This is a genomic window from Polaribacter sp. (assembly GCF_051251875.1).
In the GTDB taxonomy this organism is placed as follows: Bacteria; Bacteroidota; Bacteroidia; order Flavobacteriales; family Flavobacteriaceae; genus Polaribacter.
Genome location: NZ_JBPOGL010000039.1, coordinates 20,596 through 36,952 on the forward strand (window position 1 = coordinate 20,596; position 16,357 = coordinate 36,952).

The following is a 16,357-nucleotide window of genomic DNA, read 5'->3' on the forward strand; positions in this document are numbered from 1 at the left end:
AAACAAAGATACAATTTTATAAGAATGTATTTAGAATTATTGTTATTTTTAGACTCTAGAAAAAAAACAATATTGAAGGATACAGCAAAACATCAAGGACTTAGAAATCAACTGGCTACAATTTTAAAAGCAAAAGGCATAACAGATAAAAATGTGTTGAACGCTGTGCGTGAAATTCCACGTCATTTATTTATAGATTCTAGTTTTGAAGCGCATGCTTATCAAGACAAAGCTTTTCCTATTGCAGCAGATCAAACTATTTCTCAACCTTATACGGTTGCTTTTCAATCACAAACTTTATCAATTAAAAAAGGAGATAAAGTGCTAGAAATTGGTACAGGATCTGGATATCAAACCGCAGTTTTATTAGCTTTAAAAGCAGAAGTATATACCATAGAAAGACAACATGAATTGTTTAAGAAAACCTCATTGTTTTTGCCAATACTAGGGTACAATCCTAAGAAATTTATTTTTGGAGATGGTTATAAAGGTTTAAAAGATCAAGCTCCCTTTGATAAAATAATTGTTACCGCTGGTGCACCTTTTGTGCCAAAACCATTATTATCGCAATTAAAAATAGGAGGGATGTTGTTAATTCCCGTGGGAGATGCTACTCAGATTATGACGCTTTTCATCAGAAAATCTGCCAAAGAATTTGAAAAACAGGAATTAGGAGATTTTGCTTTTGTACCTATGTTAGAAGAACGGAATTAATTGTTTTCTTTAATGTTACCAAAAGATCCGTTGTTAGAAGGTGTAAGTTGATAAGTGTAATTTGGTTGTAAGTTTTTAACAGATCTGTGAGAAACAAAAAGTAGTGTAGTAGTACTTTCTTTTACAATTTTATTAATTAAAGCCACTACAATGGCGGTACCTTGGTTGTCTAAATTAATTAATGGTTCATCTAAAATTAATAAAGGAGGATGTTTAATCATTGCTCTTGCAATTAATATTAATCTTTGTGTAACCGTATTTAAGGTTTGAAAAGGTGAGTTTTTTTTACTTTCTAAGTTTAATAACCTTAGCCAGTCTTCAGCAACTTTAGTTTGTAAAGTAGTGGGTGTTTTGTACAAACCAACGCTGTCAAAAAAACCAGAAATAACCATGTGTAAAACAGTTGTTCTTCTTTTAAATAACTCCAATAAAGTGGGACTAAAATAACCTATTTTTTCTTTGAGTTCCCAAACACTTTCTCCAGAACCTTTTTTCTTACCAAATAAATAAACTTCTTGGCGGTACGCTTTTACGTTATTGCCATAAATCATAGACAATATAGTAGTTTTACCAGAGCCATTTGGCCCTATTAAATGCCAAAATTCATTTTTATTGATGGTCCAATTTATGGAGTTTACGATGCATTTATCACCATAATGTACTGTAACATTTTGCAAGGAGATTAACTGTTCTGGTATGTTTTTGTAGGTAGTAATTGGATTAGGAACATTGCCTTTAAAAACAAAATTGTTTTCTTTAAAAGTGTATTTTTCTTTAGGAATAGTTGCACTAATTTCACTGTTTTTAACATCTAAAAAATGCGTGATTATTGGTAAAACTTCTTCCTTTCTATTAAAAATTTGAATTAAAACTATTTCTAAAGATAACTTTATAAGTGTTTCTTTTAAGTTGGAAACAGCATTCGTGTCTAAACTTTCAAAAGGACTGTCTATTATTAAAAACTCAGGTTTTTGTTGAATTAAATAGTTAAGCAATGCTTTTTTTTGTTCTCCACTAGAAAAAGTACGAATACCTCTGTTCTCTTTAAAGGTAATGATCTGGGTTTGATAGCGAGCTTCCTTTTCTATGAATTCTTCTAAAACTGAATTAGAAAATAGAAGTCCTTTTTTATTCTTTAAATTAGGTAAAGTAAGTGTACCGTTTAATATGTTTTCTATGAATTTGTTTTTTACTAAAAGTTTTGCATTCTCAACTGCAAATTGAAAGTTTATCATCATTTATTATAATGTATTGAAGCAGTTTTAAATCAATAATTTTGGCATTTATCAACTGAAATCAAAGATAAAATTTAATTATAAATTTTAAGTAAATTTTTTACATCTTTCAAAAGAAGTGTAAAATTTATTGTGCAATTTTTACTCATTTTATTTCTAGTAAGGTTACTTTAAAAAGCAAATCTCAAGTTTGATTTGTTTGGTGGTTCTAATTACTGAAATTAGTGTCAGTTTTACACTTTCTTTAGCGGCAATAAACGCTATTTTTGTTGCTTTTATAAATAGGAATTATACTATTATTTTTTACCTAAAAAACAGCGTATACACATTAAAAAGATGAATTAAAAATCCTGCTAATAGATGCTTGAAAAAGTTGAAAAGTAGTTGAATAACATGTTTCAGTAATCACTTACATCTGTTCGTTTGGTTTTCTGTATGCGTATTTAAATAGTACCAGAGTAAAAAAAGAGGTGTTTGTGATTTTTTAAATAAGAGAAATCAAATCTTTATTATGTACTAGAATTTCATCATAATAATACATAAAAACAAGTAAACACACACAGATATACCAATATTTAATAATTATATAAATTAATCCTGTAAAAAAAAGGGCGATAGTGTGTAAATTTTTGTTGTTCACTTTTTATTATATTTTTTTTGTTCTTTCCCAGTAAGATGTTTTACCGAAAAAAGTAATGCCAATGTAACCACGTAATTTTAATTTGTTTGGCGTTGACAGTGATATGTTGCATTTATAAATTTTACCATTTCGAGGGTCTAGAATATTGCCTCCAGACCATTCATTACCATTTTTCTCTAAATCTTTTAAGATAGTTAGCCCTAAAATGGGTTTGTCTTTATAGATATCTTTACAATTTTGGCAAATAGGCTCTTTAATTGTTTTATCTAAAATCTCTATAACTTTAGCAAAAGCCTTGCCTTTTTTTTCATAAACTTCTATTACCGAATCTATTATATTTGTTTCTTCATTTCTTGAATACCAAGTGCCAAAAATTGTTTGAGAAAGAACACTAAATGTTATCATTATAAAAAGTAAAGATAAAAAATTCTCTCTCATTTTGATGTTATTTTATACCTTTATTAAAGGTTTTTTTTAACATTCTTTATTAAAAAAGCTCTAAATTAAATAATATTTTTTAGTAATGCAAAATTTTACTTACAATAAAAGAAATATCGCAATATTATTTTTTTTCAATCATATTTTGCACTAAAATTTCCCTCCCATTTTCCTTGAACTCGTAAAATTTGTTCAATTACATCTCTTACGCAACCTTCTCCGCCTTTTATATTAGAAATATATTTAGATGCATTTTTAATTTCAGGTACAGCATCATTTGGGCAACACGGAAATCCGACTAATTTCATGACAGGGAAATCGGGGATGTCATCACCCATATATAATACGTTTTCTGGTTGTAAATTGTATTTTTGAACCAATTCATGGTATTGTTTAATTTTATCATGCGCTCCTAAATAGATGTCTTTTATCCCTAAGTTTGCCAAGCGTTTTCCTACGCCCTCGTTTGTTCCTCCAGAAATTATACAAACGTTTAGACCTTGGTCAACAGCAGTTTTTAAAGCATAGCCATCTTTTATATTCATGGTTCTTATTAACTCTCCGTCTGGCATAATAGTAACCATTCCGTTAGTTAATACACCGTCTACATCAAAAATTAAGGTAGTTATATTTGCTAATAGTTGTTTGTAACTAATTTCCATTTTGGATTGATTTTGTTAAAATTGTATAGATTTTTTGCTGTTTTATATTAAGCATATCTAAGTGGTTTTTTATTGTTTTTTTATCATTTCTTATTGCTGGTCCAGTTTGGGCTGCTCCTGGTGGCAAAGTTTCAATTTTTACAGCTGTTTCTTTTATCAAGGGAAATAAAATTTCAAAAGGTACTTGGTGTTCTGTACAAATTTCATTTCCAATTTTATAAAGATGATTTGTAAAATTATTGACAAAAACAGCAGCAACATGTAGCGTTTTTCTTTGTTCAGAATTAATAGCATATACTTTTTTTCCTATAGATTTTGCTAGTGTTTCTAGTGCTAGATAATCTTTCTTGTTTTCTGTTTCTAAACAGAAAGGAACTTCAGAAAAATCAACCATTTTATCTTTAGAAAATGTTTGTAACATATAAAAAACCCCTTTTCTGGTCTTGTTCTGTAAGGAATTTAACCCAACACTTCCTGAGGTGTGAACCACAAAAGAATTGTTTATTTTAGAAGAAACTTTGGCAATAGCATCATCAGAAACAGCAATAATGGTAACATCCGCTTGCGGAATATTTGTTAATTTTCTAGAATTAATTTGCGTAACATTTATAGTGTCTACTTTTAAAAAAGCATGTACTAAATGGGAAGCAACATTTCCGTTTCCTATAACAACTACTGTAACCATAAGGGCGAAGATATTGAAATTATTTACACTATTGCAAATGAAATTTGTAAATTGCAGCTAACAATTCTATAGTATATGAAAGACGTTAATAAATTTGGTATAAATACTATTTGTACGCACATAGGTGAGGTAAAAGATGAACAATTTAAAGGTGCAATATCACCTATTTATATGGCTACATCTTACGCTTTTGATGGGGTAGATGTAAAAAGATATCCGAGGTATTTTAATACGCCAAATCAAGAAATGCTTTGTAAGAAAATTGCGGCTTTAGAAAAAACAGAAAATGCGATGATTTTTGGTTCCGGAATGGCAGCGGTAAGTACAAGTTTATTGGCTTTTTTGCAAAAAGGAGATCATGTTGTTTTACAGCAAACATTGTATGGTGGAACCTATAATTTTGTGGTAGAAGAATTTGAAAAATTCGGAATTGAATATTCGTTTACAAAAAGCTTGTCAATAAAAGATTTTGAGGAAGAAATTCAAAAAAATACCAAGGTAATTTATATAGAAACGCCTTCTAATCCTTTATTAACAATTACTGATATGAAAGCGGTTTCTAAATTGGCTGCTTCAAAGGGAATTGTAACTATGATAGACAATACTTTTGCATCGCCAATAAATCAAACTCCTATAGATTTTGGTATTGATATCATGATTCATTCTGCTACAAAATATATGGGTGGTCATTCAGATATTTTAGCAGGAGCAGTTGCAGGTTCTAATGAACATATTGAAAAAATTTTTAATATGGGAAAAAACTTAGGAGGAAACTTGAGTGATTTAATGGTTTGGATGTTAGAGCGAAGTTTGAAAACCTTAAACTTACGTGTAAAACGTCAATCTAAAAATGCCTTGAAAATGGCGAAATATTTGGCTGTGCATCCGCAAGTGTATCAAGTTTATTATCCTGGGCTAAAAGGTCATGCTGATTATAAATTGGCAAAAAAGCAAATGAAGAATTTTGGTGGCATGATGTCTTTTGAATTAAAAGAAGGAATTGATGCTTTAAAGTTTCAGAATAATTTAAAACTGATAAAACCTTCTATGAGTTTGGCGGGTGTTGAGAGTACAATGTTAAGTCCTACCCAAACTTCACACGCTTTATTGTCTCCTGAAGAAAGAGCAAAACAAGGAATTAAAGATGGATTAATTCGTTTTTCTGTGGGTATTGAAGAAACAAAAGACCTAATAAAAGATATAGAACAAGCATTGGCAAAATTGAAGTAAGAGCAGTCTTACTTCAATTTTGTTTCTAGCCAGCTTTTTAGGCTGTAAAAATTTTGTGGTGCAACTCCGTGTCCTACAGGATATTCAGAATATACATTTTCCAAACCTAAATTGTCTAAAAATGGCTTCGATTTTCGTGCCCATTCTACAGGCAATACTTGGTCTACAGTACCGTGCGAACAATAATAACTAGTTGTTGTTTTGTCAGAAATTTTTTCTGGTAACAATTCTGTGTTAATATAACCGCTTAAGGCTAGTACGTATTGAATTTTAGATGGGTAAAAGAAACTTAAAGAGTAGCTTAAAATTGCGCCTTGGCTAAATCCTAATAAAAAAGTTTTATCTGGGTTTGTGTTGTATTTACTTTTTATTTCATCAATAAAAACAGCTATTTTATCAATAGATTCTTTGGCTTGTTTTAAATCTGAAAATTTACCTTTTACATCATCAAGATTTATTGCATACCAAGCATAAGCACCAAAGCCCATAGAATAAGGAGCTTGTGCGCTAATGATTAAAAAATATTCGGGTAATTCTTCAGCAAAGGAAAATAAATCTTCTTCATTACTGCCGTAACCGTGTAATAATATTAATAAAGGTGGGTTTTTAATGGGGGTTTTTGGTTCTCGAACCAAATAATGTAATTCACTCATAAAAAAATGATATAAATTTAAATGTTAATTAGATGTTTTTAAACCATTCTTGAAATTGATCTCCCACAACAGGAATTCTATTTTCCTCACCTTTTACAGCGCCAATAAATCCAATAATCCAAAGAATAAAAATTAAAATCCCTACAATCCATCCGGCTTTTGATCCTAAAAGATCATAAATTAAGTATTTGTTTACCATAGATAAAAGAAAAATACCAATCATTTGTCTGATGTGAAAATTTACAAAAGAATTCTTTTTACTATTATTCATGAAATAAGCAATGATAGTCCCTATTATAGTAATATAACTAATAATAGCCATTGTTTTTCCTTCGTTTACTGTTTGATTTTCCATGTTTATGAGTTTAAAATTAATTGATTGTTTGCAAAAATTCCGTAAACCTGTCCTTTTAAATTTTTATTGATAAAAGCACTGTTTTTAGAAGTTGATAAAATATGTTTATTGATAAATGTATATTTTTTTTCCGGGTCGAAAAATGTAATGTCTGCAAGATTGCCTTCTTGAATGCTAGTGTTTTCTAAACCAAATACTGTTCTTGGTTTTGTTGTTAAACAGGCTATAAAGTCTTCTGTATTTAAAACAGAGTTAATGGCACCAAAAGCACTTTCTAATCCTATTGTATCATCTTTTGCTTCGCTAAAAGCTACTTTTTTATGTTCAATATCTATCGGATTATGATCAGAAGTAATCATATCTATAATGCCATTTTTCACCCCTTTTTGTAGCGCTTTAATGTCTGCAAGGGTTCTTAATGGCGGATTTGTTTTAAAATTACTATCAAAAGCATGCAACTCGTTGTCTGTTAATGTTAAATGATGCACGCTAACACTACAACTAACTTGCAATCCTTTCTTTTTTGCGTCCTTAATTAAGTCGATAGATTTTGCTGTAGAAATAGTAGGAATATGTAATTTACCACCTGTATATTCTAGTAAAAATAAATCACGCGCAATCTGAATATGTTCTGCTAAAGCGGGGTTTCCTTTGAGTCCTAATTTGGTGCTGTTTATGCCTTCATTGGCAATTCCTTCTCCAGAAATAGCGTTGTTTTTAGGGAAACTGAATACCAATCCATCAAAATTTTGAGCGTATAAAAGTGCAATTTTCATCAAATTGTCATTCACAATTGGTCTTTTATAATCACCAAAAGCAATTGCGCCAGATTGCTGCATATCATACAACTCGGCCATTTCTTTACCGTTACTTTCTTGGGTTAAAGCGGCTATTGGATATAGTTTTGTAGCAAATCCTGTAGCTTTGTTAATTAGAAATTCTACAGCAGATTTATTGTCAATAACAGGATTCGAGTTTGCGTTTACCGCAACAGCTGTAAATCCGCTTTTTGCTGCAACTTGCAAACCATTTTTAATAGTTTCACGTTCTTCATACCCTGGTTCTCCAAAAGAAACACTGGTGTCAAACCAACCGCAAGAAACATGTAAGTTTTCTTTGTTTACAAGTTGATATTCTTTTTTTACAGGAATTACATCTGCAATTTTATTGATGATTCCATCAATAATTAAAATGTCTTTTTGTTGCTGATGGTAAGGGCTTGTAGTGTCTATAATCGTTGCCGATTTAATAAGCGTAATCATGGTTTATAGAATTTTAAAATAAAAATTTCTAAGAACAAAGATACAATTGCCAACGCTAAAAACCATTTCCAAAGCCAATGAACTTCATTCTTTTTGTTTATTTTTTGAAAAACACTTTTTATAGAAGATGCTGTTTCAATATTTTTATTGTCTTTTTTTGATATTTCTAAATCTAAAAAATCAAGAGAACTTTCTTCTTTAGGTGCGTTGAATGCTAACTGATCAATAGGCTCATTTTCTTTTAATATGGTGTAAAAACCTGCAGTTAAAGGTTGTTCATTTGTGGTAATAGTTACTTTATTTTGATAGGTTTCTTGTAATGGAATAAAGGCGTTTTCTGGACTTGAAATTTGTAAAACTACATCTTTTTTAACGCTTGTTTCTATGTCTATTTTATTCTCTTTTGCAACTCTATAATAGAGTTGAGGATGTGTAAAGCTTAGTTTTCCAAAATTATAAAAAACCGGAACTATTAAAGGAGAATTTAAAAAGTTACTATTGGTTTTGTGAATGGCGCTAGAGAGCCAATAAACTTTTCCGCCTGCCGTATTTATTTGCTGAATAAAAGGGAATCCGTTTTCAAAAGATACAATTTTACTATTGTTTTTTGTTGTCAGAGGAAAGTAACTTTGAACATTTGGGTATTGAAAATTACTCACCTTTTTAGAGAATACATTTTGAAATAAAGGGTGACTATAATGGATGGTTGTAATTTTTAATGTGTCTTTTATAATGGGTTTAACAGTGCCAATTTTTAAACTTGATAACAAATTATTATAAGAATTTAATTGTGATTTTTCATTCGGAATGATTACCAAATTCCCACCATTTTTAGAAAATTCTAATAAGCTTTTTGTTAGAATTTCTGAGATGTTTTCTAGCTCATTTAAGACGATGATTTGCTGTTTTAAAATGGAATTATAATTCACATTTTGTTGTGTAGTATTTGCAAAATTAAAAGCCTCTTTTGTGTAAATTTTAGACAAATATTTTACGTCATCTCCAATGGCTAAAACGTTTATTTTTTTGTTGTTATTTAGGTTGAAATAAAAGACGTTGTCAAAAGGAAAAACATCGCTAAAAGTAATTTCTATTTTCCCTAAAAATGTAGGTTGATTTTGAATAGTGAATTGAACAGTTGTATTGGTGTTTTCTTCAATTGAAAAAGATTGTTTACTAATTAGTTTTTCTTGGTTGTAAATAGCAATAGGAATATTGATTTGTGGTATTCCTTTATTTTGAACCAAGATATTTACTGTAAAGTTGGTAGCATTTGCATTGCTAATAAAAACACTGTCTACCGAAATGTTGTTTTTTTGTGATGCTTTTAGTTTTATAGCCGAAAACAGGGGTGTTACATTTGTAAACTGGTTGTTATAAGTGTTCTGAAAATCAGATATTAATATGTTTTTATGTAAAGTGTTAGTTTTAGTCTTGTTTTCAGTTTCTATTTTTAGCAAAACTGTGGCTACATCTAAGTTTTTAGAAGTTTCTTTAGTGTTTAAAAGTATATTTTTTAGTTCAGGAAACTTAATGTTTTCGTGAAATTCTAAATTTGTTAGCAAAGAATAACTATCTTTTTCTGGGGCATTTTCTATAATTTCTTGTATAGAAGTTTGTAATAAATTGCCCTTCTCTCCCTTTGTGTTTATGCTTAAAGAGTTGTCTAAATAAATAAAAGTATGTTGGTTTTGTATGTTTTTATTATTGCTAAAATAAGGTTGTGAAAATGCAAAAATTATCGCTGCAAGTACAAGCATTCTTATAGCCAAAATAAGCCATTTTTTAATACGTGAACTTTTGCGAGTTTGTTGTGCTAGTTTTTGCAAAAAAGCAACATTTGTAAAAGGTACTTTTACAAATTTTTGTAGCTGAAATAAATGTACTAAAATGGGTATAATTAGTAGTGCTAAAAAGTAAAGTATTTCTGGATGCTTAAATTGCATTTTACCTGTTTGAATGAAGTTCAAAAATAGGTAAAATAATATTAGTAATATGAAGAATTATTGAAGGCTGTTTTTAGCTAGAATTTTATGCCGTTGAATTGCTTAAGAGTGTGTTTGTATAATTAGGGTTTTATTTAAAAGTATGGTTATTTCCGCCTTTTATTTCTGAGTCGTTTTAAAAGGTTCAAATAAAAATCAGCATAATTTTAGAGAACCACTTACTAGGAAATATTAGTAATTAAAATTTTTCAAAAACACCCAAACCAAACAAAGCAAAATCATATTTTACAGGATCTGATTTGTCTAGTTTTCTTAAATTTGTATCCAATTCAGAAAGTGCTTTCCAGTCGTTTTGTTTTCTTAAAAGTAATTTTAACTTTCTTGCTACGTTGCCAGAATGTACGTCTAACGGACATGATAAATGTGCTGTTTTGTGCGATTGCCAAATACCAAAGTCTACACCGGCATTATCATTTCTAACCATCCAACGTAAAAACATATTAATGCGTTTTGCAGCAGAATTTTTTAAGGGATCAGAAATGTGTTTTTGTGTTCTTTGTACATGTTCAACTTCAAAAAATACTTGTTTTAAATGATGAATTGCATTTTTGTATGTAGTCTCATCATTTTTAATAGAGAGTACATGTTCTAAGCTTTTATGCTTCTTGTAAATGTGTTGTAATGATTTTACGAATTGTTGTAAATCAACAGAATTAAATGTTCTGTGAACAAATCCTTCTAAAGATTTTAAATCGTTTTCTTGATGGTTTAAGATAAAATCATGCGGAGCATTATCTAACAAATCCATCATGTTAGAGGCATTTTTTATAATCATTTTTCTATTTCCCCATGAAATGGTAGCGGTTAAAAAAGCAGAAATTTCAATATCTTCTTTTTTTGTAAAACGATGTGGAATTTGAATAGGGTCAGACGCTATAAACTTAGGATTGTTATATAGCATTACTTTTTGGTCTAAAAATTCTTTTAACTCAGTTTTTTTCATCTTTTACGATTCTACAAGCATGCTTAATAGTATTAAAATGCAATTATAAGTGCCGTGAAGCAACATAGACCATTGGATTCCAAAACGGACTCTAATATAGCCTAAATAGCCTCCTAGAAGTATTTGGGGTAATACAAGAAGTGGCGATAGTAACAATACATTTGTGGTAATGTCGAAATTTGAAATATGCACAAATCCAAATAATAAAGCAAATGAATAAAAGGCAACTTTAAAATATAAGGGTTTTTTAAAAGCAGTTATTGGTGCTCTAAAAATTGCTTCTTCAATAATGGGTACAAGAATGGCTGCTAATGCTATAATTTGAAGAACACCCATGTCTTTAAACATGGCTTCAATTTTATGGTTTTCCATATTTACTAATTGTAATTCTTCTAGGATAGCAAAAAAAGGAGCAATAATTATTCCCGTTATAATACTTATAATTAATAAATGGAAAAATATTTTAAATCGATATTTTAAGGTCGTATTTGAGTCTTTTTCAAGTACTGGATTTTTTAGATAGTTAATTAAATTTAAGAAAGTTTCTTTCATGAGAATGTTTAATCATTAGTAGTTTAAAAGAAAAATTGTATCTCATTAGATGATTTTTCCATCAATCATGGTTAATTTTCTGTCTGCCATATTTGCTAATTCTTCGTTGTGAGTTACCAATACAAATGTTTGACCAAATTTATCACGCAGTTTAAAAAAAAGTTCGTGTAAATTTTTAGCAGATTCACTGTCTAAATTTCCACTAGGTTCATCAGCTAAAATAACAGAAGGGCTGTTTATTAAAGCCCTAGCAACAGCAACACGTTGTTGTTCGCCGCCAGAAAGTTCATTTGGTTTGTGGTTAATTCTATGCGATAAGCCTAGAAAATCTAGAATTTCTTTTGCTTTTACTTCGGTTTCTTTTTTGTTTTTTTTGGCGATAAAAGCAGGAATACAAACGTTTTCTAACGCTGTAAATTCTGGTAAAAGTTGATGAAATTGAAAAATAAAACCAATGTGATTGTTTCTGAATAGAGAAAGTTCTTTATCGGATAGTTTTTTTAAAGAAATATCATTTACAGAGAGTTCGAAATTTTGCTCTTTTAAAGGCTTGTCTAAAGTTCCTAAAATTTGTAATAAGGTTGTTTTTCCTGCTCCAGAAGGACCTACAATGGCTACAATTTCACCTTTTGTTATGTGTAAGTTTACACCTTTTAAAACTTCTACATCACCATAATATTTGTGAATATTTTTACCTTTAATCATTTTTTTAGCTTTGTCACGAAAGTATAAAAACAAACTGATTATTTGCTAAAACAGTAACAGAATAAAACTAGTTGAACCGAATTTTATGATTTTTTTCTGATTTCTCTCAAGTTATATAATTGATAAAAGCAAAAGGGCGGAATAAACCAGGACTTGCAAGATGTGCAGTTTTGTTTTTTCTACCACAATTGAAAATCATAAAAGCTCACAAATTTTTGGACGTTGTATTTTGAAATTTCTTTAAAAGTCTGAATGCTGTTAATGGTGATTAAAATATGCTTTTTAGCTTGTTATAATCAATAAAATAAACAAAACGTACAGAAAAAGTATGTTGTTGAGATTGTGCAAAAAGGTTGTCTAAATTTTTACGGAAATTCAATTTTGAGTTGGTGTCTTCATTAAAAATTGCGTTTCTATAAAATACAATTAATTGACTACCAGGTGCAAATTGCCAGAAATAATTTAGGTCTAAATTCCAACTATTAAAGTTAACATCTTCACCCGTATAAGTGGTGTTTGGGTCTAAACCTCCTTTAGAATTTAAATTAGAATAACTGTTGTAATTAACAGCGCCCCAATAGTGTCTAAAACTTAGAGATAAAGAAGAGTTTGTGCTAAAACTATATTTACCAGAAACAGTATTTGTGTAATCTTTTCTGTGTCTAAATCCAAAAATTACATCTGTGGCATCTTCATCTACATAACCTTGGTCATTAAATGTTGTATTATAATTTAATTGATATCTCAAAGAAAATTGATTTGTAAATCGATACCGAGGAGCTACACTAAACCCATATCCGTATTTGGGGTTTTTGGAGTAACCAGTATACCAAGCATCAGCATTTATTTCTAGTTTTTTTTGTGAGTTGGAAGAAATCCAAACATTGATATTTTTTCTTTCTGGTTGTTTAAAATAAATACCGCTTGTAGAACCTTGTCTGGGTTCAAAATAATCTCGATTTTCTGAACCGTAATTTAAATTTCCACCAAAAAAGAAACGTTTTCTTGTTTGTGCATCTGCGCCAAATCCTGCTTGATATCCTGTGTAAAGGCCTGAAAAATGTTGAAATTGAGCATTGTTGTAAAAATTAAAACTGTAACTGTTAAAATTTTTGGTAGGTTTTAAAGTTCTATAGCCTAGGTTTCCATAAATAACTTGCTCATTATTACTAAATAAAATTCCTAAATCATTAGGGTTAAAGTCTTTATTTTCAAAGTTATATCCTAATTCCCAAAACCAATTTCCAGAAGTATAGCCAAAACTATTGTCAAAAGTATAACCAGTGCTTGGGTGGTTTATATCATCAGAAATGTTACTCATTTTAAAAGAACCATCTGCATTGTATTTACTATTTTTTGTTTCTATATGCCAATCTAAAGCTGTTACATTTGCGTCTCTAAACTTTCCGTTTCGTGTAACATTTGTATTAATTAACGTTACCGTAGAATTCTGATTAAATTGTTGGTCTAAAACTAAAATATTATAGTTGGTAAAAGGTTCTAGGACTTCTTTTCTAGAGTTTCCGGTTGAAGTATTCTTTATGGTAGCTTCTGTTTTTTCTGTAATGGCGTTAAAAAAGCCAATTCCCAATCCGCTTTTTGTTCTACCCGATACTTTAATAGCGTTTAACATGGTTACTTTGCTCGGATAATTTGTGATTTCTTCATCGGAAGATAGGTTGCTTTCTACATCGAATTGATCTATAGGAGCGCTACCAATTCTTCTAGAGTAGAACAAGTTTCCTTTATTAAAGAGTTCTGTTCCTTCTGTAAAAAATTGTCGTTGTTCTGAAAACTGTTGCTCAAAGGGACCTAAATTTAATTCAACATCATCAAATCCAACTTGACTAAAATCTGGAATTAATGTTGCATCTAGCGTAAAATTATCAGATAAACCATATTTTATGTCCATACCAACACTCCAATCAAAATCGGTTTTTTTTTCAAAAATAGTAGTGGTTGCAGAGGCATACGGATATAAGTTTAACCTTGTTGGAGGTTTTATATTTCTAAAATCTGTGATTAAACCATCATATTGTGTCCATCTACCCACGGCATTATTAATATGTGTCCAGGTGTGTTGTTCATTTAATTTTTCTAATCTTCTGTGAAAATTAAATCCCCAAGATTGTACGGGTCTATTAGCAAAACGTATTGCTCTATACGGAATTTCCATTTCTACATTCCAGCCTTTATCATCTGTAGAAACCGCACTTTTCCAAACCGCACTCCAATTAAAATCTTCATTTCCATTAGAAACTTTTGAGTCTGCCTGGTTTCCTGTGGCTTGAACTAGAAATTCAAATGGGTTTTGACCATCATCATTGGGGTTTATGGTAACTAAAAAGAAATCTGCAATGCTAAAATTGTCTCTAACGGCAAACTCTTTAGGAATTTCTTCAGGATTAGGGTCGTTCATTTGAGCGGCAATGTAAATGGCATCATCGTCATAAATAACCTTAACTTTTGTTTGGTAATTCTCAGAAACAAGATCTCCGTTTGCGGGTCTTAGAATTACAAAATCTGTACAAATTTCAGCATTTTTCCAAACATCATCATTTAAAACACCATCTATTTTAGGTGCTTTTTTTATTCTTGTAGTTGTAATTGTTTTCCTATTTTCTTTGTTCTGAGCTGGTAACTGCTGTATTAGAAGCACTGTTAACAGTAAAAATGTGGTTTTTTTTAACATGTAATTTTGGTTGATTATCTGTAAAGAAAGAGCTATTTATATATCTTTCTTAGGATAAATATAAAAATAAAAGGTGTTGGTTAGTAAAAAGACTACTTATTATTTATACTGTTACATTCTTAGAATGTTAAAATTATCTTAAAGAAATTTAATCCATTTTTATTTTATTAAAACTATGCATCTTTTTATTTATGAATTTGTATTTTTGTTTGCGTTTTAAACAAGATCAAATGAACTTACACGAATATCAAGGAAAAGAAATTTTAAGCAGCTTTGGCGTTAGAATTCAACGAGGAATTGTTGCAAGCAACCATAAAGAAGCTGTAGATGCAGCCAAACAGTTAACTGTAGAAACAGGAACAAGTTGGCACGTTATTAAAGCTCAAGTTCATGCTGGAGGCCGTGGAAAAGGAGGAGGAGTTAAGTTGGCTAAAAACTTAGCAGAAGTAGAAAGCATTGCCAATGATATTATTGGAATGATGTTAATTACGCCTCAAACATCTGCTGAAGGTAAAAAAGTAAACCAAGTTTTAATTTGTGAGGATGTATATTATCCTGGAGATTCTGAGCCAGATGAATACTATATGTCTGTATTATTAAACAGAGCAACTGGTAAAAATATGATTATGTATTCTACGGAAGGTGGAATGGATATTGAAACGGTGGCAGAAGAAACTCCACATTTAATTTTTACAGAAGAGATTGATCCTTTATTAGGAATCATGCCTTTTCAAGCACGTAAAGTTGCTTTTAATTTAGGCTTATCTGGTGTGGCTTTTAAAGAAATGACAAAATTTGTTACTAATTTATACAAAGCGTATATTGGTTCAGATTCTTCTATGTTTGAAATTAACCCAGTGTTAAAAACATCTGATTCTAAAATTATGGCAGTAGATGCTAAAGTTTCTTTGGATGAAAATGCATTATATAGACACAGAGATTATGCTGCAATGCGTGATTTACGTGAAGAAAACCCAATTGAAGTTGAAGCGAAAGCTGCAGGTTTAAACTATGTAGATTTAGACGGTAATGTTGGTTGTATGGTGAACGGAGCTGGTTTGGCAATGGGAACTATGGATTTAATTAAAGAGTCTGGTGGAGAGCCTGCTAACTTTTTAGATGTTGGTGGTACTGCAGATGCTGCTAGAGTTGAAACTGCTTTTGGTATTATTTTAAAAGATCCTAATGTAAAAGCAATTTTAGTAAATATTTTTGGTGGTATTGTACGTTGCGATAGAGTTGCACAAGGTGTTGTTGATGCTTATAAAAGTATGGGAGACAGAATAAATGTGCCAATTATTTGTAGATTACAAGGTACCAATGCAAAAGAAGCAAAAGAATTAATAGACAATTCTGGAATGAAAATTATTTCAGCAACAGAATTTCAAGAAGCTGCAGATAAAGTACAAGAAGTTTTAGAAGCTTCTTAATTTTAAAGAAACAAAATAGTATATTTAAAAACGCTTTACCAAGATTTGGTAAAGCGTTTTTTAGTTTTATAAAATAATTTTTAGAGGTCAGTAGTTAGTTGCATATAATTTGTTTGTGACTAACTTTTTCTTTTTCAACCATTTTTGTTATTAAG

Annotated in this window: 15 protein-coding genes; 3 read left to right on the plus strand and 12 right to left on the minus strand. The window is 30.1% G+C overall.

What is annotated here, in order from left to right; all coding sequences use genetic code 11:
- Positions 1-72: 72 nt before the first annotated feature.
- Complete coding sequence (locus ACSHW5_RS14630; protein ID WP_435676905.1) at positions 73-714, plus strand: protein-L-isoaspartate(D-aspartate) O-methyltransferase; 642 nt, start codon at positions 73-75, stop codon at positions 712-714.
- On the opposite strand, the gene ACSHW5_RS14635 is transcribed toward ACSHW5_RS14630, so the two are convergent.
- From ACSHW5_RS14635 to ACSHW5_RS14650, 4 genes are all read right to left on the minus strand, one after another.
- Positions 711-1,949 (minus strand): ATP-binding cassette domain-containing protein, encoded by a 1,239-nt coding sequence (locus ACSHW5_RS14635; RefSeq protein ID WP_435676891.1) that lies wholly within the window; start codon positions 1,947-1,949, stop codon positions 711-713. The genes ACSHW5_RS14630 and ACSHW5_RS14635 overlap by 4 nt on opposite strands.
- Before the next feature lie 646 nt (positions 1,950-2,595).
- Positions 2,596-3,027 (minus strand): DUF2147 domain-containing protein, encoded by a 432-nt coding sequence (locus ACSHW5_RS14640; RefSeq protein ID WP_435676892.1) that lies wholly within the window; start codon positions 3,025-3,027, stop codon positions 2,596-2,598.
- A 134-nt stretch (positions 3,028-3,161) separates the two neighbouring features.
- A complete protein-coding gene (locus ACSHW5_RS14645) occupies positions 3,162-3,689 on the minus strand; it encodes a KdsC family phosphatase (RefSeq protein ID WP_435676893.1) in 528 nt (175 codons plus the stop codon).
- Positions 3,679-4,374, minus strand: a complete 696-nt coding sequence (locus ACSHW5_RS14650) for a Rossmann-like and DUF2520 domain-containing protein (protein WP_435676894.1) — start codon at positions 4,372-4,374, stop codon at positions 3,679-3,681. Before ACSHW5_RS14650 ends, ACSHW5_RS14645 begins: the two co-directional genes overlap by 11 nt.
- A 75-nt stretch (positions 4,375-4,449) precedes the next feature.
- Here ACSHW5_RS14650 and ACSHW5_RS14655 point away from each other — a divergent pair, with 75 nt between their 5' ends.
- Entirely contained in the window at positions 4,450-5,604 is a 1,155-nt protein-coding gene (locus tag ACSHW5_RS14655; protein WP_435676895.1) for a trans-sulfuration enzyme family protein, read from the plus strand.
- An 8-nt stretch (positions 5,605-5,612) separates the two neighbouring features.
- Here the strand turns inward: ACSHW5_RS14655 and ACSHW5_RS14660 are convergent, their stop codons facing one another.
- The 8 genes from ACSHW5_RS14660 to ACSHW5_RS14695 form a co-directional block, all read right to left on the minus strand.
- The gene (locus ACSHW5_RS14660; RefSeq protein WP_435676896.1) at positions 5,613-6,257 is read right to left on the minus strand and encodes an alpha/beta hydrolase; all 645 of its coding nucleotides are present in this window, start codon (positions 6,255-6,257) and stop codon (positions 5,613-5,615) included.
- 28 nt (positions 6,258-6,285) lie between these two features.
- A complete protein-coding gene (locus ACSHW5_RS14665; protein WP_435676897.1) occupies positions 6,286-6,612 on the minus strand; it encodes a DUF4870 domain-containing protein in 327 nt (108 codons plus the stop codon).
- A gap of 2 nt (positions 6,613-6,614) precedes the next feature.
- Entirely contained in the window at positions 6,615-7,874 is a 1,260-nt protein-coding gene (locus ACSHW5_RS14670) for a dihydroorotase (protein WP_435676898.1), read from the minus strand.
- Complete coding sequence (locus tag ACSHW5_RS14675; protein ID WP_435676899.1) at positions 7,871-9,820, minus strand: BatA domain-containing protein; 1,950 nt, start codon at positions 9,818-9,820, stop codon at positions 7,871-7,873. The genes ACSHW5_RS14670 and ACSHW5_RS14675 overlap by 4 nt, the downstream gene beginning before the upstream one ends.
- Before the next feature lie 238 nt (positions 9,821-10,058).
- A complete protein-coding gene (locus ACSHW5_RS14680) occupies positions 10,059-10,823 on the minus strand; it encodes a TIGR02757 family protein (RefSeq protein ID WP_435676900.1) in 765 nt (254 codons plus the stop codon).
- A 3-nt stretch (positions 10,824-10,826) separates the two neighbouring features.
- Positions 10,827-11,375: a CPBP family intramembrane glutamic endopeptidase gene (locus tag ACSHW5_RS14685; RefSeq protein ID WP_435676901.1), complete on the minus strand. Its 549-nt coding sequence runs from the start codon at positions 11,373-11,375 to the stop codon at positions 10,827-10,829.
- A 45-nt stretch (positions 11,376-11,420) separates the two neighbouring features.
- Positions 11,421-12,080 (minus strand): ABC transporter ATP-binding protein, encoded by a 660-nt coding sequence (locus ACSHW5_RS14690; RefSeq protein WP_435676902.1) that lies wholly within the window; start codon positions 12,078-12,080, stop codon positions 11,421-11,423.
- 268 nt (positions 12,081-12,348) lie between these two features.
- Positions 12,349-14,772 carry a DUF5916 domain-containing protein gene (locus ACSHW5_RS14695; RefSeq protein WP_435676903.1) on the minus strand — a complete coding sequence of 808 codons (2,424 nt, stop codon included), beginning with the start codon at positions 14,770-14,772 and terminating at the stop codon, positions 12,349-12,351.
- 230 nt (positions 14,773-15,002) lie between these two features.
- Between ACSHW5_RS14695 and sucC the strand changes: the two genes are divergently transcribed.
- The gene (gene sucC, locus ACSHW5_RS14700) at positions 15,003-16,202 is read left to right on the plus strand and encodes an ADP-forming succinate--CoA ligase subunit beta (RefSeq protein WP_435676904.1); all 1,200 of its coding nucleotides are present in this window, start codon (positions 15,003-15,005) and stop codon (positions 16,200-16,202) included.
- Positions 16,203-16,357 lie beyond the last annotated feature (155 nt).